The organism is Actinosynnema sp. ALI-1.44 (assembly GCF_001984155.1).
GTDB lineage: Bacteria > Actinomycetota > Actinomycetes > Mycobacteriales > Pseudonocardiaceae > Kibdelosporangium.
Genome location: NZ_MTQO01000051.1, coordinates 343,256 through 362,693, shown reverse-complemented (window position 1 = coordinate 362,693; position 19,438 = coordinate 343,256). Strand labels below are relative to the sequence as shown.

The 19,438-nt window shown below is 69.0% G+C and carries 17 protein-coding genes; 7 read left to right on the top strand and 10 right to left on the bottom strand.

Going from position 1 to position 19,438, the window contains the following annotated elements:
* Positions 1–38: 38 nt before the first annotated feature.
* From ALI144C_RS36785 to ALI144C_RS36770, 4 genes are read left to right on the top strand one after another with little or no spacing between them, the layout of a single operon-like run.
* A complete protein-coding gene (locus ALI144C_RS36785) occupies positions 39–1,016 on the top strand; it encodes an ABC transporter permease (protein WP_076991828.1) in 978 nt (325 codons plus the stop codon).
* The gene (locus ALI144C_RS36780; protein ID WP_076991827.1) at positions 1,013–1,855 is read left to right on the top strand and encodes an ABC transporter permease; all 843 of its coding nucleotides are present in this window, start codon (positions 1,013–1,015) and stop codon (positions 1,853–1,855) included. The genes ALI144C_RS36785 and ALI144C_RS36780 overlap by 4 nt, the downstream gene beginning before the upstream one ends.
* The gene (locus tag ALI144C_RS36775; RefSeq protein ID WP_076991826.1) at positions 1,852–3,660 is read left to right on the top strand and encodes an ABC transporter ATP-binding protein; all 1,809 of its coding nucleotides are present in this window, start codon (positions 1,852–1,854) and stop codon (positions 3,658–3,660) included. The genes ALI144C_RS36780 and ALI144C_RS36775 overlap by 4 nt, the downstream gene beginning before the upstream one ends.
* Positions 3,657–5,261 carry an ABC transporter substrate-binding protein gene (locus ALI144C_RS36770; protein WP_076991825.1) on the top strand — a complete coding sequence of 535 codons (1,605 nt, stop codon included), beginning with the start codon at positions 3,657–3,659 and terminating at the stop codon, positions 5,259–5,261. The genes ALI144C_RS36775 and ALI144C_RS36770 overlap by 4 nt, the downstream gene beginning before the upstream one ends.
* Before the next feature lie 132 nt (positions 5,262–5,393).
* Here the strand turns inward: ALI144C_RS36770 and ALI144C_RS36765 are convergent, their stop codons facing one another.
* The 3 genes from ALI144C_RS36765 to ALI144C_RS36755 form a co-directional block, all read right to left on the bottom strand.
* On the bottom strand, positions 5,394–6,374 hold the full coding sequence (locus ALI144C_RS36765) for a hypothetical protein (RefSeq protein WP_143231084.1): 981 nt from the start codon (positions 6,372–6,374) through the stop codon (positions 5,394–5,396).
* A 167-nt stretch (positions 6,375–6,541) separates the two neighbouring features.
* Positions 6,542–8,155 carry an FAD-dependent monooxygenase gene (locus ALI144C_RS36760; protein ID WP_076991823.1) on the bottom strand — a complete coding sequence of 538 codons (1,614 nt, stop codon included), beginning with the start codon at positions 8,153–8,155 and terminating at the stop codon, positions 6,542–6,544.
* 9 nt (positions 8,156–8,164) lie between these two features.
* Positions 8,165–9,808 carry a carbamoyltransferase family protein gene (locus tag ALI144C_RS36755; protein WP_076992052.1) on the bottom strand — a complete coding sequence of 548 codons (1,644 nt, stop codon included), beginning with the start codon at positions 9,806–9,808 and terminating at the stop codon, positions 8,165–8,167.
* Between the two features lie 165 nt (positions 9,809–9,973).
* Here ALI144C_RS36755 and ALI144C_RS36750 point away from each other — a divergent pair, with 165 nt between their 5' ends.
* Together ALI144C_RS36750 and ALI144C_RS36745 are read left to right on the top strand one after the other, a co-directional pair.
* Positions 9,974–10,807, top strand: coding sequence for an SAM-dependent methyltransferase (locus tag ALI144C_RS36750; RefSeq protein ID WP_076991822.1), 834 nt, complete (start codon positions 9,974–9,976; stop codon positions 10,805–10,807).
* Between the two features lie 21 nt (positions 10,808–10,828).
* Positions 10,829–12,217 carry a cytochrome P450 gene (locus ALI144C_RS36745; protein WP_076991821.1) on the top strand — a complete coding sequence of 463 codons (1,389 nt, stop codon included), beginning with the start codon at positions 10,829–10,831 and terminating at the stop codon, positions 12,215–12,217.
* Between the two features lie 91 nt (positions 12,218–12,308).
* Here ALI144C_RS36745 and ALI144C_RS59235 read toward each other — a convergent pair whose 3' ends face one another.
* On the bottom strand, positions 12,309–12,842 hold the full coding sequence (locus ALI144C_RS59235; protein ID WP_441297590.1) for an RNA-guided endonuclease TnpB family protein: 534 nt from the start codon (positions 12,840–12,842) through the stop codon (positions 12,309–12,311).
* A complete protein-coding gene (locus tag ALI144C_RS56895) occupies positions 12,839–13,105 on the bottom strand; it encodes a hypothetical protein (RefSeq protein ID WP_202819141.1) in 267 nt (88 codons plus the stop codon). Before ALI144C_RS56895 ends, ALI144C_RS59235 begins: the two co-directional genes overlap by 4 nt.
* A gap of 92 nt (positions 13,106–13,197) precedes the next feature.
* Between ALI144C_RS56895 and ALI144C_RS36730 the strand changes: the two genes are divergently transcribed.
* Entirely contained in the window at positions 13,198–13,623 is a 426-nt protein-coding gene (locus ALI144C_RS36730; RefSeq protein WP_143231083.1) for a PPOX class F420-dependent oxidoreductase, read from the top strand.
* A 5-nt stretch (positions 13,624–13,628) separates the two neighbouring features.
* Here the strand turns inward: ALI144C_RS36730 and ALI144C_RS36725 are convergent, their stop codons facing one another.
* Genes ALI144C_RS36725 through ALI144C_RS55900 form a run of 5 tightly spaced genes read right to left on the bottom strand, consistent with a single transcriptional unit; the run spans position 13,629 to position 19,389 of the window.
* On the bottom strand, positions 13,629–14,525 hold the full coding sequence (locus ALI144C_RS36725; RefSeq protein ID WP_076991818.1) for a hypothetical protein: 897 nt from the start codon (positions 14,523–14,525) through the stop codon (positions 13,629–13,631).
* 12 nt (positions 14,526–14,537) lie between these two features.
* Positions 14,538–15,557 carry an aldo/keto reductase gene (locus tag ALI144C_RS36720; protein WP_076992051.1) on the bottom strand — a complete coding sequence of 340 codons (1,020 nt, stop codon included), beginning with the start codon at positions 15,555–15,557 and terminating at the stop codon, positions 14,538–14,540.
* Between the two features lie 17 nt (positions 15,558–15,574).
* Positions 15,575–16,756 (bottom strand): cytochrome P450 family protein, encoded by a 1,182-nt coding sequence (locus tag ALI144C_RS36715; protein ID WP_237774495.1) that lies wholly within the window; start codon positions 16,754–16,756, stop codon positions 15,575–15,577.
* Positions 16,753–18,366: a serine hydrolase domain-containing protein gene (locus ALI144C_RS36710; RefSeq protein ID WP_076991817.1), complete on the bottom strand. Its 1,614-nt coding sequence runs from the start codon at positions 18,364–18,366 to the stop codon at positions 16,753–16,755. Before ALI144C_RS36710 ends, ALI144C_RS36715 begins: the two co-directional genes overlap by 4 nt.
* A 15-nt stretch (positions 18,367–18,381) precedes the next feature.
* Complete coding sequence (locus ALI144C_RS55900) at positions 18,382–19,389, bottom strand: LLM class flavin-dependent oxidoreductase (RefSeq protein WP_168211443.1); 1,008 nt, start codon at positions 19,387–19,389, stop codon at positions 18,382–18,384.
* Positions 19,390–19,438: the final 49 nt, after the last annotated feature.

Sequence of the window (19,438 nt, the reverse complement as noted above, 5' to 3'; positions counted from 1 at the left end):
GCATCCTCCCTCAGTACCAGTCACAACGAGGTGATCACGTGGACGGAAGTTCCTCCGTAGCCCGGCGGCTGTGGCTGTCGCGGCGCCTCCTGCTCGGTGTGGTCGTGGTGCTGCTCGTGTCAGTCCTGGTGTTCCTCGCGACGCAGGTACTGCCCGGCGATCCCGCCCGCGCGGTGCTCGGTCACGACGCGACACCGGAGCGAGTCGCCGCGCTGCGCACCGAACTCGGCCTCGACCGGCCGATCCTCGACCAGTACTTCGCGTGGCTGGGTGGCGTGCTCAGCGGTGACCCCGGCCGATCACTGGTCACCCAGGAACAAGTCAGCACGCTGATCGGCGACCGGGCGGTCAACTCGGCGGTGCTCGTGCTGGTCGCGGCGGCCATCGTGGTGCCGTTGTCAGTCTTCGTCGGCGCGTGGGCCGGTCGCAGGCGCGATCGGCCAGTCGACCGGGTGGTGCTCGTGGTCACGCTCGGTCTCACCGCGTTGCCCGAGTTCATCATCGCGCTGCTGCTGGTGATCCTGTTCTCCACCTCGGTGTTCCCCGTACTGCCTGGGACCGTGCTGCTCGCTCCTGGTCAGAGTCCGCTGAGCAACGCCGAGCAGCTCGTACTCCCGGTCGTGGCACTTGTGCTCGGAGTTCTGCCGTACCTGGCGCGGCTCGTGCGTGGCTCGGTGATCGACGTGTACGAGTCGGAATACGTCCGCACAGCACGGCTCAAAGGCGTCCCGGAACGTGTGGTGCTGCGGCGACATGTGCTGCGCAACGCCCTCGTCCCGGCGATCCAGGGCACCTCACTCGCCCTGGCCTACCTGACCGGCGGCATCGTGGTCATCGAGCAGGTCTTCAACTACCCCGGCCTCGGCAGCGCGCTGGTCGACGCGGTGAACAACCGCGACGTGCCGGTGATCCAGCTGATCTGCCTGATCTTCGCCGCCTGTTACGTGGTCTTCAACCTCATCGGAGACGTGCTGACCGTGTATGTCACGCCCCGCCTGCGAACGGCAGGCCGATGAACACCACACTGCTGCGCCGCAGCCTCCGTGAACCGCGCATGCGCATCGGACTGGTGCTGACCGGGCTGATCCTGCTGGTCATCGTCGTCGGCCCGCTCATCGCGCCCCACGCGCACAGCGACATCGTCGGCGCCCCCTACGCGCCGTCCAGCGCGACCGCGTTGCTCGGTACCGACTACCTCGGCGAAGATGTGCTGTCCCGCGTGCTCGCGGGCGGTCAGAGCATCGTGTGGATCTCGTTCGTCGGCACACTCGTCGGCGTCACGGCCGGTGCCGTGATCGGGATGACCGCTGCCTACAGCGGTGGCGTCATGGACGAACTGCTGATGCGCGCCATGGACGTGCTGCGCGCGTTCCCTCCGCTCGTGCTCATCCTGCTGCTGATGGCCATGGCGGGCGCGGACACCGCGTTGATGCCGTTGATCGTTGCGATCGCGTGGTTGCCGCAGGTCGCCAGAGTCGCGTATGGCGCGGCTCGCGAGGTGGTGTCACGCGAGTTCGTCGAATCGGCGGAGACGCTCGGCGCACCGCGGTTGCGAATCGTACGGCGGGAGATCCTGCCGAACGTGATGACGCCGTTGATGGTCGAGTTCGGACTGCGGCTGACCTGGTCCATCGGAGTCGTGACGGCGATGAGCTTCCTCGGCGTCGGCCTGCAGCCGCCCGCGGCCGACTGGGGTCTGATGATCAAGGAGAACTACCAGGGCCTGGCACTGCAACCGTGGGGCGTAGTGGTGCCCGTGCTGTGTGTCGCGCTGTTCACGTTCGGCACCAACCTGATCACCGAGGGATTCGCGCGCACAGTCGCCCGCGTCTCCCCGCAGGAGGGACATTCATGACGGCGGTGACGGTCAGCGGGCTGCGCATCGACCTGGACGGGCGGGGCGTGGACGTGGTCGACTGCGTCGACTTCACCATCCGCGCGGGCGAGGTGCTCGGCCTGGTCGGCGAGTCCGGCTCGGGGAAGACGACGGTGGGGCTGGCGTTGCTCGGTGACGCCCGGCGCGGGGCGCGGATCGTCGGCGGTTGCGTGCTGATCGACGGGCAGGACATCGTGGGCCTCGGCCCGGACGAGCTGACGTCGTTACGCGGCAGCACGGTCGCGTACGTGCCGCAGGATCCGTCGATGGCGCTCAACCCCGCACTGCGGCTGGGCACGCAACTGCATGAACTGTTCGAGTTTCACCAACGGGAGGTCCCCGCCGGGCAGCGGGACGAGCGGATCAGGACAACCCTGCGCGAGGTCGGCCTGGACTCCGACGACGCGTTCCTTGACCGTTTCCCGCATCAGCTGTCCGGCGGCCAACAGCAACGAATCACGTTGGCGCTGGCGTTCGTGTTGCGCCCGCGCGTGATCGTGCTCGACGAGCCGACCACCGGACTCGACGTCACCACACAAGCCCTGGTGCTGCGCACGATCCGCGAGTTGTGCGCGGCGCACCAGGTCGCGGCGCTGTACGTCACGCATGACATGGCGGTCGTGGCGGACCTGGCCGACCGGATCCTGGTCATGTACGCGGGCCGGGTCGTGGAGTCCGGCGCGATCACGCAGATCTTCGACAAGCCAGTGCATCCGTACACCCGCGCGTTGCTGGCCGCGGTGCCGGTGGTGTCCCAGCGCCGGGAACTGGTCGCGATTCCCGGTGATACGCCGTCGCCCGGTCGCCGTCCCACCGGTTGTGCGTTCCACCCTAGGTGTTCCGAGGCTGTGCCGGAGTGTGCGACGGCGGTTCTGGAACCGATCGAGGTCGGCGATGGGCACAGCGTTCGCTGTATCCGCGCCGAACCTCTCGCCGCCGGTCCTGCCCGTGCCACCGCGCGCACGGCCGCACCGCGCGAGGACATCGGCGACGACGTCTTGCTTCGCGTGTCGCGTTTGGACGCGTTCCACGGCAAGAAGCAGATCCTGCACGACGTGTCGCTGGACCTGGCGAGCCGGGAGTGTCTCGCGCTGGTCGGTGAATCAGGATGCGGCAAGACTACCCTGGCGCGCAGCATCATCGGCCTGCACCACAAGCACAGTGGCGGGATCTTATTCCGGGACAACGAGATGGCGATCAGGGCCAGGGACCGGCCGTTGGCGATGCGCCGCGCGGTGCAGTACATCTTCCAGAGCCCGTACAACTCGCTCAACCCGCGACGCACGATCGGTGAGACCCTGCGTGAACCGTTGAAGGTGCTGTTCTCCATGCCGACAGCCAAGGCGACGGCGGCGATCAGCGAAACGCTGGAGCGCGTGTCGCTCGCGCCGAGCATGGCGTCGTCGTATCCGAACCAGCTGTCCGGCGGCGAACGGCAACGTGTCGCGATCGCACGGGCACTGGTGTGCCGTCCCGAGGTGCTGATCTGCGACGAGATCACGTCCGCGTTGGACGTCTCGGTTCAGGCGTCGATCGTGCGGCTGCTGCGCAGGCTCCAGGACGAAGAAGGCCTGGCGTTGCTGTTCGTCACACACAACCTCGCGCTCGTTCGTACCGTGGCGGACCGTGTCATCGCCATGCGCGAAGGGCGGCTCGTCGAGACAGGTCGGGTCGATGACGTCCTCGACCGGCCCCGCGATCCGTTCACCCAGAAGCTCATCGCGGCGACACCGGAATTCCGGGCCGCGTCTGCCCCAGTACCGTCCCGGGAGGACCACTCATGACCACGCAACCGACGCCGGGACTGAGCCGACGTGGATTCCTCGGCTCCGCCGCCGCGCTCAGCCTGCTCGCGGCCTGTGGCGGCGGCCCCGCCCAAGCAGGCGGCGCACCGCGACGCGGCGGCAGGCTGACCGTCGCGACCGGTGGCGCCAAGGGATCGGACACCGTGGATCCGATGCTGCTCAACAGCGCCCCGGTCAGCTTCATGGCACGCGTGCTCTACGACCAGCTCGCCGACTACAGCAACGAGATGCAGTACCAGGTGCGGATGGCGGAGGTGATCGAGTCCAACGCGACCGGTGACGAGTGGACCATCCGGGTCAGGCAGGGCATCGAGTTCCACAACGGCAAGACGCTCGACGCGGACGACGTCCTGTTCACCTTCCAGCGGACCTTCTCCTTACCCGGCGCGGTGACCGTCGGGAAGTTCAAGCCGTTCGTCGATCTCAACGCCATCACCAAACTCGACCAGCGCACGCTCCGGATGAAGCTGATCCGACCGGCCGCGACCTTCCAGACCGCGCTGGCCAGCCCGTTCAAGATCATTCCGGTCGGATTCGACCCGCGCACCCCGGTCGGCACCGGTCCGTTCAGGTACAAGAGCTTCTCGCCGAACCGGCAGTGGGTGTGCGAGCGGTTCGGCAACTACTGGGACGCCACCGGCGAGTCCCAGCCGAGCGACACGCCCGCACCGGCGGACCTCGGCCCCAAGCCGTACCTGGACGAGCTGGTGGTGAACGTGATCAACGACGACTCGGCGCGGATCAACGCGTTGGTGACCGGCCAGGTGGACGCGATCAACCAGGTGCCGTACGCGCAGATCCCGACGATCGAGCAGAAGCCCGGCCTGAAGCTGCTGGAGTCCAAGACCGGTGCGTGGACCGGCATCTACATGGACATGCGCAAGCCCCCGTTCGACGACGTGCGGGTACGGCAGGCACTGCGCCTGGCCATCGACCGCGACCAGGCGCTCACCGCGTGCCTGTCAGGCCACGGCGTGGTGGCGCACGACCTGCCCGAACCGTTCGCCCCGGGCTATCCCGCGGCCCTGACCCGCAAGCGGGACGTCGCTCAAGCCCGGGAGCTGCTCAAGCAGGCGGGGCGGGAAGGTCTCACGGTCGAACTGGTCACCGGCCCGGTGTCCACCGAAGCGGTGGCCATGTGCACGGTACTGGCCAAGAACGCCGCCGAGATCGGGATCACCGTCAACGTCAAGCAGGTGGACACGGCGACGCTGTTCGGCCCGAACTTCCACAACTGGCCGTTCTCCGTGGACAAATGGCCGCCGCAGGGCAGCTACCTGACGCTGTCGGCGCTGACGGACCTCAGCGACACGACCACGCTGACACACATGGGCGGACAGGACCTTGGCGAGCTCCGGTCGCTCTACGAGCAGGCCCAGGCCACCGTCGACCAGGCCAAGCAGGCCGAGCTGACGCAGCGGATGTACCGGATCCAGTACGACCGCGGCGGCTGGATCATCCCGTTCTTCGCCAACGTCGAGAACGCGCACAGCACCAGGACAGCGGGCTGGCCGAAGTTCGACTTCGCCGGCCGGACATTCGGCAACGCCCGGTTCGAGCAGGTCTACCTCACCGGCTAGTGCCCGCGTTGGGTGCAACCAATGTGGCCTTCGGTGCGCCAGGCGCAACCAAGGCGGCATTGGTTGCGTTTACGCAGGGAACCCGGCGGGCGGGATCCGGTGTCAGGTCACAGCGCTGGTCCTGGCTGTTTGTCATGGAGCGCAGACCCAGCTGGCGGCGTGCAGGCCGGAGCTCGTCCGGTAGTTGCCGAGCAGCACGCCGTCGTCGGTGATGTCGGCGTACTCCCATGACACCTGCGGCAGCTTGTCCGCCTGGACAGCGGCCCACCCGCCGTTGGTCCACAGCCCCGCCACCGGATCGATCTCCTGCCCGAAACCGGCGAACACCGTGTTCTGCTTGTTCACGCCCTTCGGCGTACGACCACCGGCGTAGACACCCACTTGCTGGCCCAGCGCGGTCCACTCGGTGATCTCGTACCCGTTGCTGTACCCGGCGCCGAAGATGCGGTTGCCGTCGAGCATGGAGTACGACGAGCCGAGGGGCAGCTGGAGGCTCGTTCCGGTGTTGAGGTCGTACACCAGCCCCTCACGGGTGAGGACCTTCCGGTCCGGGCTGATCGCGATCGCCAGGCTCTGACCGGGAATCGTCGTGTAGCCGGGCTTTCCGGCTTCCCACACCACGGGCGTGGGGAAGCCGCCGGACGGGGAATAGATCTCCCCGGCGATGTCACCGGCGTCGTTGACGGCCCTGGCCCACGAACCGTGGCCCGCGGGCGTGGTGAGGTACGTGTAGGTGTTCTCGCCCGTGAGCCGGAACGCGGCGTGGACGTTGGTGTTGTTCTTCTGCACGTGGCCGACGACCACGGCGTCGTTGTTGATTCCTGTGGGGTACACGCGGCTGTCCGGTACTCCGGGCATCGATCGCAGGATGGTGCCGTCCTGCCAGATCACGCCGCTGACCGTCCATCCCGACAGCTCCCCGAGCAGCAACCTGCTGTCGGCGGTTCCCGCGACCAAGGTCGCTGAATAGGCCCCGGCGGGCAGTGGCAGATCGGCTGCGACGTACTGGCAAGGTGCCGTTGCCGGTGCCGCAACGGCCTGCGGTCCGGACACGACAGTGCCGAGCCCCAGACTGACCGTGAGCACGGCTGTGGCGAACATGTGACGCTTCAACGGTGATTCCCCCACATCTCGGATGTGATGTGAATCTAGCCCGCCATCGCGCCCGCCACAGCCTGGGCAGGGTGTTCAGCGGCCATCCGCCGCAGTGATTTGGTCTGACCGGCCCGATCGGCATTGCGGCGATCTCCGGCATCGGGACGTCATACCTGGCTCCTTGGTCACTGTGTGGGTGCCGAGTCGCGCTCGTTGATGGCAGCGAAGCGTTTCAGCACCGCAGTCAGGCAGAGGTACCGGTCGCGTTCGGTCTGTGACTTCCGGGCCACACGGCGCCAGGCGACGAAGCCGTCCGGACGGACCAGGATGGCGCCGTGGCTTCCCGTGCCGCATGCCTCGGCGAAGGCCGTGGCCGCGGTTGGCGCGACGTGGCGTGCCTCCACTGGTACCGCGAGCTCGAGCTCCACCTTCGCCGCCGTCTCCAGCCACCTTGGATCCGGGGAGAACAACACGAAGCCCGCACCCAGCGCGTCCATGGTGGACGATCCACCGATGTGGACGTGCGGGACACGAGTGCCCGGTACGCCGTGCAGTCCGAACGTCTCCGGGAACGGTACGTCCGGCACCGCACCCAGCACGGCCTGGGAGGCGTAGCGGTAGCCCATGATCACGATCCGCTGGTCGCGGGAGGTCGCGCCGCCCAGCCGTTCCGACGGCACGCCGTCCAGGAGCAGTGTCTGTTCCGCCGTCGCCGTCGCCACCGGCCTGCGTTCGGTGTCGTAGGTGTCCAGGAGTGACTGCCCTGCCCAGCCTTTCACCACCGCCGCCATCTTCCAGGCCAGGTTGTGCGCGTCCTGGAAGCCGACGTTGGAGCCGAACCCACCGGATGGCGGGTGCACGTGCGCCGCGTCGCCCATCACGAACAGCGGTCCCGCCCGGTAGGCCATGGCCATGCGGTGCCTGGCTTCCCAGCGGAAGACGCCGTCCATCGTCACGTCCACCGCGGGGTCACCGATCGCCGACCGCACCAGTGCGACACACCGATCCGGGCTGGTGTCCCCCGCCAGCGACTGGTCGACCGCGGCCGCCCACCGGTGCTTCTCGTTGAGCGACATGACCGCCCCGGAGAACTTCTCGTTCTCGATCATCGCCATGAAGAACCGGCGCGCACCGATCAGCCCAGTCAGGTCCGCGCGGAACAGGATCGACACCCGGCTGGCTATCGTTCCTAGTCCGCCGAACGGGATCTCCGCCGCCTCGGCGGTCCGGCCGGACGCGCCGTCGGCCGCGATCACGTAACGCGGGTGACACGTCTGCGTTCGCCCGGTCTTCCTGCCGTGGATCCGCGCCGTGACCTCCGCGTCCCGGATGTCCAGGTCGACGAGTTCGTGCTCGAACCGGACGTCGGCGCCCGCGCGTACCGCGGCACGGCGCAGAATGGGCTCCAGCCGGTCCTGCCCGCACCAGTAGGGCGGGCTGGGCCCCGGCACGGCCAACTCCTCCACTCCGGTTTCCAGGATCTCCGCCCGCCGGTGCAGATCCGCGATCGACTCGACGCCGAACACCACCCTGGGCAGTGTCCGTTCGGGATCGGACACCGCCCTAGGGTCCTGCGCCGGGACCACCGCGTAGCCCGCAGCCGCGATCTCCGGTTCCAGTCCGGCTTCCCGGAACAGTTCCATGCTGCGCCGGGTGACGTGGGTGGCCCGTGGCATCGGCGAGGTGGTGCCGCGGCGCTCCACCAGCAACGACCGAACTCCCTGGCGGGCCAGGAAAAGCGCCGCGGACAGACCGACCGGCCCGCCGCCGACGATGAGGACCGGCACATCGGTGCGCATCGGGTGCCTTCAGGCGCGGCTGAGCAGTCGGTCCCCGAGCACCAGGTGGTCCAGCGGCATGGCCCCGAACGCGTCGACCGCGTCCCGCGGTGTCTCCACGATCGGCTGGCCTGCCACGTTGAACGAGGTGTTGAGCACGACCGGCACACCGGTCAGCGCCTCGAACTCGCCCAACAGCGCGTGGATCTTCGGGTTCGCCGACTTCGCCACGGTCTGCAGGCGTGCCGTACCGTCCACATGGGTGGCCGCCGGGATGGCGTCCGGCCTGGTCACATCGGCGACGATCAGCATGTACGGCGAAGGCTGCGCCAGGTCGAAGTACTCCTGGTAGCGCTCCTCGGGGATCATCGGGGCGTAGGGCCGGAACCACTCGCGGAACTTCACGTTGTTGTTGAGGTGATCCCGCATCTCGCCCGGGAACGGCGCGGTGAGGATGCTCCTGTGCCCGAGCGCGCGTGGACCGAACTCGGACCGGCCGTCGAACCAGCCGACGATCTTGCGCCGCGCCAGCAACGCGGCCACCTCGGCGGGCAGGTCGTCGGGGCGCCGGACGGTGAAGCCGGTGCGTTCGATCGCCTCGTCCACCTGCCATTCCGGGTACTCCGGTCCGAGGTAGGCGTCGTTCAGCGTGGGCAACTCGGCCATCGGGACGCCTGCCAGCTGGTGCAGCCCGTAGTAGGCGCACCCGAGGCTGATGCCGTTGTCCCCGGCAGCGGGAACGACGAAGATCCGCTCGAACGGGGTTTCCTTCAGTATCCGGTAGTTGGCCACGCTGTTGAGCCCGACGCCACCCGCGATGCACAGGTCGGTCAACCCGGTGCGCTCGTGCAGCGCCTGAGCACAGTGGACGAGCGCGCGTTCCAGGACGTCCTGTGCCGCGAAGGCGAGCGCGGCCTTGTCCTCGAACGAACCGGACGACACCATCCGCTGGAACACGTGCGCCGCCTTGCCCACCGAGATCCGCACTTCGCCGTCCGGCTGGAGGTCGACCAGTTCGGACACCTCGTCGAGGAAACGGTTGTCCCCGTACGGGGCCAGGCCCATGGTCTTGCCGTCCTCGCTGACCGGGAACCGCGTTTTCGGCCCGGTGTAGGCGAGTCCCGCGGCGATGCTCGCGGCGCGGTAGAAGGCGCCGAGCGAGTTGTCGGTCTCCCCCGGCTGGTAGAACGCGCTCTCCGAGTCGGCGTCCACGATGTGCTGGCCGCTGACCCGGTGCACCAGGCGAATTCCGGTGTCGTCGGCGACGAAACCACTGATGGTCTCGACCTCGCGCGGGCCGTTGCCCGTCTTCGACCCGAGCACCAGGCTGCCGGAGTTGTCCGTCACCAGCACGGCCGCCCGGGTGAACCCGGACGCGCCGAACGCGCTGTAGGCGTGGGCGAGGTGGTGGTTGATCACGACCACACGGTTTCGGAAGGAGTAGTAGAACGTGCGTGGTACCAGTTCACAGGCCACCACGTGCTCCACTTTGTCCGCCGGAACGCCGATCTGGTCCAACACCACCTGTCGGCTGACACCGGCGAGCAGATCGGCCCCGAGGCCGTACTTGCTGCGGATCAGCCGCTCCTCGTCCACGGCGACCATGCGGCGACCGTCGGTGGCGCACGACGACCAGTCGTGGCCGGATCCGCCAAGACCGAGTACTGAATTCACGTTCTTCTCCTCCAGCAGATCCTCGGGAAGGCCCACATCGACGGGGAAACGCTTGCCTCGAAGGGTAAACCCCGGTGCTATACAACGAGTCGAGCCGGATCGGCTGGAGCGAGGTTCAAGCCGGGGGCACTAGCGTTTCATCGAAACCCATCGGGAAGGGGAACGATGAGCACCGACACGCACTCGTCCGACGGTGTCCGCGAACTGTACGAGTGGATGACCGACCTGATGACGGAAACGCACGGCGGCCACCTGCACGGCGGCTACTGGGCAGGCCCGGACGTGCCGCAGACCGTGACCGAGGCCGGGGACCGGCTCACCGACGTCGTGGTCAAGCGGTGCGAGCTCAAGCCAGGGCACCACGTGCTGGATGTCGGTTCGGGCAACGGAAACGCGAGTACCCAGGTGGCGATCGAGCACCGCGTCCGGGTCAGCGGTGTCACGGTCAGCGAGTACCAGGTACAGGTCGCGCAGCAGTTGGCCGACAAGCGGGGACTGGCGGGCACCGTCTCCTTCTCCGTGGCCGACATGCGGGACATGCCGTTCGATGACGCGACGTTCGACGCGGCGTTCGCGATCGAGTCGGTCTGCCATGTTCCCGATCGGACGAACGCGTACGCCGAGATCGGGCGGGTGCTGCGGCCGGGCGGGCGGGTCGTGGTCACCGATTTCATGCTCCGCCAGCCGATCACCGACCCGGCGACAGCCGCCTTGTTCGCGACCGCCTCCACGACCTTCGAGACCGCGCCGATCGTGCCGCGTGCGGAGTACGAGTCGCTTGTGCGTGCCGCCGGGCTCGAGGTGGTGGAGGTCGCCGACATCACCGAAGCGGTCCAGCCGTCGTGGCGGGTCGCCGCGGAGAACATGCGCAAAGCCTGGCACACCCACACCATCAAGCTCGGCGAGCGGGAGTACCACGAGCTCGTCGACACGCTCGAGCGGTTCGGTGCCTGCCCCGAACTCGGCTACGTCGTCGTGGTCGCACGCAAGCCCGCCTGATCGATCCCTGGAGGCGAAACAGTGAAGGACGTCGACACTTCGCGGTCGTGGACCGTGTCATCGGCGCCCGGTGCGCTGCCGGTGCTCGGGCACATGGTTCCGCTGCGCCGGACCCCGCTGGAGTTCCTGACCGGGCTGTACCGGCACGGCGATCTGGTCCGGATCGGACTCGGCCGCCAGCCCGCGTACATGGTGTGCGACAGGGAGCTGGTCACCAAGCTGCTGCGTGATCCCCGCACCTTCGACTGGGGCGGCCCGTTCTACGAGAAGACGAAGTTGTTGATGGGCAACACACTCGGCAACTGCCCGTACCGGGACCACAAGCGGCTGCGCAGGTTGGCGCAGCCTTCGTTCCGGCTCAACCGGATCGCTTCCTACAGCTCGGTGATGCGCGACGAGCTCGACGCGGAGATGGACACCTGGCGACCGGGTGAAGTGGTCGAGCTCAACGACGCCTTGCACTCGGTCACCGCCAGGGTCGGCGCGAAGGTTTTGCTGTCCACCACCATCGGCAGCGACGAGATGCGGTCGGTGCTGACCGACCTGCCGGTCGTGATGGAGGGCATGTACCAGCGCGTGGTCCAGCCGTTCGCCTGGTTGAGCAAGCTGCCCACGCCCGGCAACCGCCGGTTCGAGGCGGCACGGGCCCGGCTGGACGGTCTGGTGAACCGGATCATCGCCGAGACGAGGCGCGACGGGGCCGACGGCGACAATCTGATGTCCGAGCTGCTGGCGGCCCGCGACACCGAGACCGGCGACGCGCTGTCGGACGTCGAAGTGCACGACATGGTGATGAACTTCCTCGCCGCGGCAACGGAAACGACCGCGACCGCCCTGTGCTGGGCGGTGCACCTGCTCAACGACAACCCCGAATGCGAGCGGCGGCTGCACGAAGAAGCCGACCGGCTGGTCGGCGGCCGGCCGCTCGAGTACGAGGACCTGCCGTCACTGGAGTACACCACCCGCGTCATCACCGAGGTCCTCCGCCTGTACCCGCCGGGCTGGATGATGACCAGGATCGTCAGCCAGGACACCGAACTCGGTGGTCAACCGCTGCCCGCGGGAACCATCCTGATCTACAGTTCCTACGCGCTGCAACGCGATCCGAGGCTGTTCACCGACCCGGACACCTTCGATCCCGACCGCTGGCTGCCCGAGCGGGCCAAGCAGATCCCGTCCGGCGCGATGATCCCGTTCGGGTCCGGCAGCCGCAAGTGCATCGGCGACAACTTCGCGATCATGGAGACCACGCTGGCGCTCGCCGAGATCGCCGCGCGCTGGCGGCTGCGGGCGGTGCCCGGTACGCGGGTCCGGCCGGAACCGAGGGCACTGGTGGCCATGGGTCCGCTGCCGGTGGTGACCGAGCCGCGCCGTGTTCATGAGTCCGTGACGTCAACTTCTCGGCCCTGAAGGACCGAGCTTGGGGCTCGGCGCCGTTCAAGCCGGATCGCGTTCTCCGTGCGCCACTGGGTGTGGCGTGCGGGACGCATCCACCCACGGTCTACGCGGGCGCGGGTGCGTTGACCAACACCCACGCTCGCCGTGCCCGGTTACGAACGTTCACGGCGGCGACAACGTCAGCGGGTCCAGCGAGGCCACACTGACGACACAAGAACTGCTCCCGAGTGGGGCGATGGGTACGGGCCACATGCCCGCACCGGGGACACGTTTGAGAGGTGTAATGCGCGTCCACTGTCACCACCGGCACCCCGGCCTTGCGGGCCTTGTACGCGAGAACGTCACCGAGATGGTGAAACGGCCAGGAGGCGTGGGTGGCCCGCTGGTCGCGACGAAGCCGTACCCGATCCCGGATACCGCCCAGTTCTTCCAGGGCGATCCCGCGACCGGTGCGTTGCGCGACGGCCACTACCTCCTTCCCGATCGTGTGGTTCACATGCCGCGCATGCCGGGCCTCGCGTCGGGCACGCCGTTTCAGCCGCCGGATCGCGGACTTCGTCCGTTTCGCCTGCAACTCCCGGCGTCTACGCGCGTGCCACCGTCGATACCGCGACAACCGACGACCCGAGAAATTCACGCCGTCGCAGGTGGTGGCGTGGTTGACGATGCCCCGATCGACACCGATCCAGTCAACAGGTTCGAACGCGTCCGGCTCGCCGCCCGCAACTCCGGATACACCAGCTTGTGCAGGTCGTTGCGGGAGAACACCTTCCGCTCGAACGCCACCACCGACACACGATCAGCGGCCATGTTGCACCCGCGCAGAGTCGCCGCCAACGCCGCCGCCTGCGCGGGCGTCGGCAGCAGCTTGACCTGCACCACCACCTTCACATTCCGCATTCTGGAACACCAGTTCACACGACCGGCGCCGGGTCAAGGCATCGGCTTCCTCCCCACCGTGACCGGCCAGGTTTCCACCGACAGGAGCGCAGATGAAAGGAGCATCGGCCATGCCGGTGACCATGTCCGAGCCGCTGAGGAAGAGACTGGATTCCGCGACCTTCGGGATCGTCGCCACGATCAAGGCCGACGGCAGCCCGCACCTGTCGGTGGTCTGGTTGGAGCGTGACGGCGACGAGGTGCGGTTCGCGATCCTGCACGGCAGCCACAAGGAGAAGCACCTGCTGCGTGACCCGCGGATGACCCTGCTCGTGCACCCGGCAGGCGCGCCGTACGGCTACGCGTCGATCTCGGGTACCGTCACCTTCACCCACGACGGTCACGACACGATCATGGATCGACTGTCCTACAAGTACACGGGGATGCCGTACGCCGAGTACTCCCCGGAGAACGCGAAGGACCACGACCTCGTGATCGTGCGCCTCAAGCCGGAACGGATCTACGACATCCTCGAGTGACGGGTCTACAGGCGACCGTACGCACGCAGCGTCAGCAGCGCTTCGATGGTCAGGATCGGTCGCCACTCCAACGCGGTCCCCGGCGCCCACTCCGGGAAGCGCATCGCCCAGCCGCCGTCCGCGAGCTGCCGGGACCGCAGGTGGTCCAGCGAACGGTCCATCTCCTCCCCGGTGAACCACTCCGCGGCCAGGGAATCCGGTGTGTGGGCGAAGTCGTACGGGTAGAAGTGCAACCCGGGCGGGAATCCGGCCGGCAGCGGGTACGCGTCCGCGTCGGCCGGATCGAGCACCGCGAGCCGCCTTCCCCTGACCTGGTCGCCCAGTCGGTTCGCAGCCGCACGAGCCCGGTCCCGGTCCTCGGCTCGGTCGAGGAACGCCACGGCCGCCTCGATGACGTACGGGTCCGTGGGCTCCACCGAATCGATGGCCGTCCAGCAGAACTCGGTCGCCTTGTCCAGCCACGGATGCCGCACGCCGCTTGCCCGCAGCACCCCGACGACGGGTCCGGTCGACTGCAGCGAACCGGGTGGGTCGGCGATCGGGGGCACGGCCGCGGCGGCCGGGTAGTTGCCTGGCTGGGGGTTGCGGGCCGGTAGGCCGCCGTCCGGCGTGCTCGTCCGCTCCAGGTGGGCGAGCAGCGCGGTGGTGTCGCGCTCGCCGCACCGGCCGACCTCTTCGAGCAACCGCAACGCCAGCGCGGTACTGAGCGGCTCGGGCGCGGGACCTCGCAGGTCGGGCTCCAGCGCGTAGCCGAACCCGCCTGCCGGACAGGCGAAGGCGAACAGCGCGGCCTCGACCGCCTCCGCGCTGCCGCCGAGGAAGTGGTAGGCGAACCGGTGCTGTTCCAGAATCCGCCCCGTCAGCCACACGAACCACTCGGCCCGGTCAAGCCACCCGTCCATCCGGTCCCCTCCTCATCCGCCCTGCCGCCGCCGCGCCTTCTTGTCGGCCAGCGCCGCAGGGACGAAACGGCGATCCATCGGGAACAGGTCCGTCCCCGGTGGCACGATCTCGTCGATCCGGTCGAGCGTGTCCTCGTCGAGCACGGTACCCGCGCCCGCGAGCAGGTCGGCCAACTGCTCCGGCGTGCGCGGCCCGATGAGCACCGACGTGACCGCGGGGTGCGTCAGCACGAACGCGACCGCCAGGTGGGCCAGCGGCAGACCCGCGTCCGCCGCGACCTTCTTGAGCTCACCGACCGCCACCTGCTTGGCCGCGATCGCCGGGGTGCTCGTGTCGAACCGGTCCGCCTCCAGCCTGGCCCGGCCGACACCCGGACGGATCTCCTTGTCGGACAGCCATCCCGCGCCGAGCGGACCCCAGGTGAGCACGCCCATGCCGTAGCGGCGCGCGGTCGGGAGCACGTCGGCCTCGATGCTGCGGGCGAGGATGGAGTACGCGGGTTGCTCGCTGCGGAACCGGACGTGGCCGCGCTGCTGCGCGACCCACTGCGCCTCCACGATCTCTTCCGCCGCGAACGCCGATGTGCCGATCGCGCGGACCTTCCCGGATCGGACCAGGTCCGAACACGCCGACAAGGTCTCGTCGATGTCGGTGTTCGGATCCGGCCGGTGCACCTGGTACAGATCGATGTGGTCCATCGCCAACCGGCGCAGGCTGTCCTCCACCGCACGCGTGATCCAGCGCCGGGAGTTGCCGCCGTGGTTGGGATCCGGCCCCATCGACCCGTGGAACTTGGTGGCGACCACGACGTCGTCCCGCCTGCCGCGCAGGGCCTGCCCCACGATCCGCTCGGACTCCCCGTCGCCGTAGATGTCCGCGGTGTCCACGAAGTTGATGCCCGCGTCCAGTGCCTGGTGGATGACCCGCACACCGTTCACCGGATCGGGATCGCCCCACGAGCTGAACATCATCGCGCCCAGCGCGTACTCGCTGACCGAGATACCCGTTCCGCCCAGGATCTTGCGCTTCACGACCATCCTCCTGTGTGTCAAGCGACGGTGTCCCATGTGACGGGCAGTTCGCAGAGGCCGCGGAACCGGAAACTGGGCAGCCACACCAGCTCCGCGTCCGGCTGGGCGAGCCGCAGGCCCGGCAGGGATCGAACCAGCGCCGCGATACCGGTCTCCGCCTGGAGCCGGGCCAACGCGGCACCGAGGCAGTAGTGCGGGCCGTGCCCGAAACTCAGGTTCGTGGCCGCGCGGTCCAACACCAGTCGTTGTGCGTCGGGAAACCGTCGCGGGTCGCGGTTGGCCGAACTGATCACGAGGACGACCGGCTCCCCCGCCCGGATGCGCACTCCGCCGATGTCCATGTCGACCACGGGAAACCGCCGGGGTGCGACGGCTTCCGGGGTGTCGTAGCGCAGCAACTCCGACACCGCCGGGCCGATGGGCGCCGCGCCGGAACGCAGGGCCGCGAGTTGCGCCGAGTCGCCGCACAGCGACAGCACGGCAAGGCCGATGAAGTTGGCCGAGCTCATGTACCCCGCGACCATCACGAGGAATATCAGCGAGGTCAGCTCGTCCTCGCTGAGCACGCCGTCCTGGTCCCTCGCGACCACCAGCCGCGAGATGAGGTCGTCGCCCGGTTCGGTGCGCCTGCGCCGGATCAGTCGGCGCATCAGGCGCACGATGTTGTCCCTGGCCTCTGGCGCGCCCTCGGTCTCGGACAGCATTTCGGTGTTCCAGCGCCGCAGGTCCATCTGGTCGTCGAGCGGGACGCCCAGCAACTCGCACACCGACCTGAGCGTCAGCGGTTCGATGAACGAGCCGACCAGTTCGGTTTCGCGCAGCGGGCGCAGTGCGGCCACGAGCTCCTCGGTGATCCGCTCCACCCGCGGGCGCAACCGCTCGATCGCGTGGGGCCGGAACGCCGGGGCGACCAGGCGCCGGATCCGGGTGTGGTCCGGCGCGTCCATGTTGAGCAGGTTGGCGTCCAGCTCCGGCGGCAGGCCGAACCCCTTCCAGCCCTTGGCATGCCGTTTGCTCAGCGACAGCCGGGGGTCGGCCAGCGCGGCCCGGACGTCCTCGTACCGGGTGACGAGCCAGACCACCGAGCCGTCGGGCAGCACACCCTGGCACACCGGCCGCCGCGTACGCAGCCAGTCCACGGTCGGGTGGAAGGCGGGCCCGGACGACGCGGGTCCGAGATCCACGATCGGGCCGCTCACGCCAGCCCCAGGTCCTCGTACACCGCGTCGCCGATGGCGAGGATCCGCTCGCGGTGCTGCTCGTGCCGGGTTTTCCCGTTGAGGTGCACGGCGACCACGAGCCCGGCGTCCGGGTCGGCGAACGCCGCCGCGGTCCACAGGCCCTCGTGGCCGTACGACCTCGGTGAGGCGTAACGGCTGAAGCTGGTCAGGTCCGGGTTCAGGTGCCTGCATTCGAGCCGGAAGCCGAGTCCCCAGTCCGCGTTGCCGAACCGGTCGGCGACACCGTTGCGGTGCCGTGCCACCAGCGCCGCGACCGTGGGCGGAGCGAGGATGCGCCCGCCCGGCGCGGTGCCGCCCGCCAGCAGCGTCTCCAGGAACCGGCCGAGGTCGGCCATCGGGCCCCTGGTGTTGACGCCGGGCAGCGCGCAGGTGGTGGCCGCCCGGCTGGAGAACCAGTAGGTCGGCTGCGCGGGACGGCCGGACGCGTTGACGTACAGCACCGGCAGCGTCCCGCCGACGCGGTCGAAGTCGGTGTCCGTCAACCGGACGTAGGTGGTGTCCGCGATGCCGCACGGGCGCAGGATCGTCTCGGTGACGAACCGGTCGTAGTCCCTGCCGTCCACCGCCTCGATGACCTCGGCCAGCAGCACCCAGGCCCACCACTGGCTGTAGTTCACCCGCGGCGGCCCGCTCTGCCGCGGCACGCGCATGGCCCGCACCAGCGTGCGGCGCTGCTCGTCGGGCCCGAACAGGCTGCCGTGCAACGGATCGCGCCCGGTGGGCACGGGACCGGTGTGGGTCAGCAGCTGCGCGAGGGTGAGCGTCTGCTTGCCTTCACCGGTGTAGTCGGGCAGGTACGCGGACACCGGCGAGTACGGGTCCAGCAGCCCGCGTTCCCACAGCCACCCGACAGCGACCGACGCGAACGGTTTGGCGCAGCAGTACCACAACGTCGGGGACCGGCGGGAGAACGGCACCCCGGGCCGGGCGGTGCCCATCCCCACGTTGGCGACGGGTGTGCCGTGCCGCGAGACGTAGAGCTGGGCGCCTGGGGTGGAGACTGCCAGCTCGGCGCGCAACCGGGCCATCGTCCGGGGCAACGACTCGGTCGCGGCGGCCACGGCGGCGGCGTCGTCCGCGTCGGGGGTGACGGCCGCGGGCGGCGGCCAACTGGGCGCGCCGAACCCGTCGGGCAGTCCCTTGGTCAGGGCTCGCAACTTGGCCAGCACACCGCCGGTGTCGTGTTGCAGCACCTGGTCGAGGAAGAACACTTCGGTCAAGTTGCCGCTGACCCGGTTGTGGCCGGTTTCGAAGACCCCCACCCGGTCGGCGGCCGACCCGAGCAGCAGCCGAGCCGCGGCCTCGCGTGTGAGCCGCAGCGTCGGGTTGCCCGACTCGGGCGCGGCGAGGCGGTCGAAGCGGATACCACCGGTCCGCATGTCGACGACCAGCACCATGGTGTCGACGACGCCCGCGGGGGCATCCGTGATGGCAAGGCCGAAACGAGTCGCCGTGTCCTCGTCGACCGGGATCGGGGCGAACGCCGCGGACGCCAGATCGAGCCAGCCCTCGCTGAGGAACAGGGTGGTCGGCTGGACGCGGGGCGGATCGGTGAGCGCGCTGGACATGGTTCTCCCCCGGACTCAGGCCGCGAGAGCCGGTGCGGCGGGCTCGCGAGGGCCGGACACGTCCGGCACGACTTCGGTCATCAGCTTGCGGACGCTGCCCAGCTCCGGGTAGTCGCGGAACCAGACGACGAACCGGGTGGCACCGGCGTCGACGTAACGCTGCACCTGGCCCCGCACGGCGTCCGGCGTCCCGACCAGGTTGCGGCCCATGTACAGGTCGGGGTGCTCGCTCCAGAAGATGACGACGTGCGGCATGGCCAGCCACCGGTCGCGGTCCACGGTGGTGTCGAAGATCCGGCACTCGAGCATGACGGTGCGTTCGATCCCGCCGGGATCCACCCCCGCGTCGACGCAGCGCTGCGCCAGCTGTCGCGTGCCCTCGGCCACCTGGCTCGGTCCGCCGCGCCAGACGACACCGTCGATCTCGGCCGGATCCAGCCACGACAACGGCGTTCCCGGGTCGTTGTCGACGACGTGCACCCCTGGCCGCCCGGTGACCGGCTTGGGGAAGCTGAAGGCTCGGTTGAGCCGGACGTGCTCGCCGCCGAACGACAGACTCCGCTCGGTCCACAAGCGACGCACCGCGGCCACTGTCTCCACCAGACCGGCACGGCGGTCGGCCGGCGTGGGCACCGGCACGCCGTGCGCCTCGAGTTCGGCTGTGCCGCCGTCCGCGTCGAGCCCCAGCGTCATCCTGCCCCCGGACATCACGTCCAGGCAGGCCGCGCGTTTGGCCAGCACCGCGGCGTCCCCCACGGGCGCGCTGATGCCGAGGTGCCCCAACCGGATCCGGTCGGTGTGCTGGCTGATCGCGGCGAGCGCGGTCCACGAGTCGAAGACGGGCCCGGGTTCCCGCCGCGGCGAGGTCTCCGTCCGGTCCCGCGCCCACACCGTGTCGAAGCCGAGCCGTTCGGCCTCGATCGCCGCGCGGAGCACTGTCTGCCACGCTTCGCTGCCGCCGGTTCCGGCCAACTCAAGATTCGTCCCCTGTGGCAGCACAAGGTCCCAACGCAGTTTTCGCATCCTCGTTCGCCTCGTTCCCCGCTCCGACGAGTTGGGTTTCCACACACGT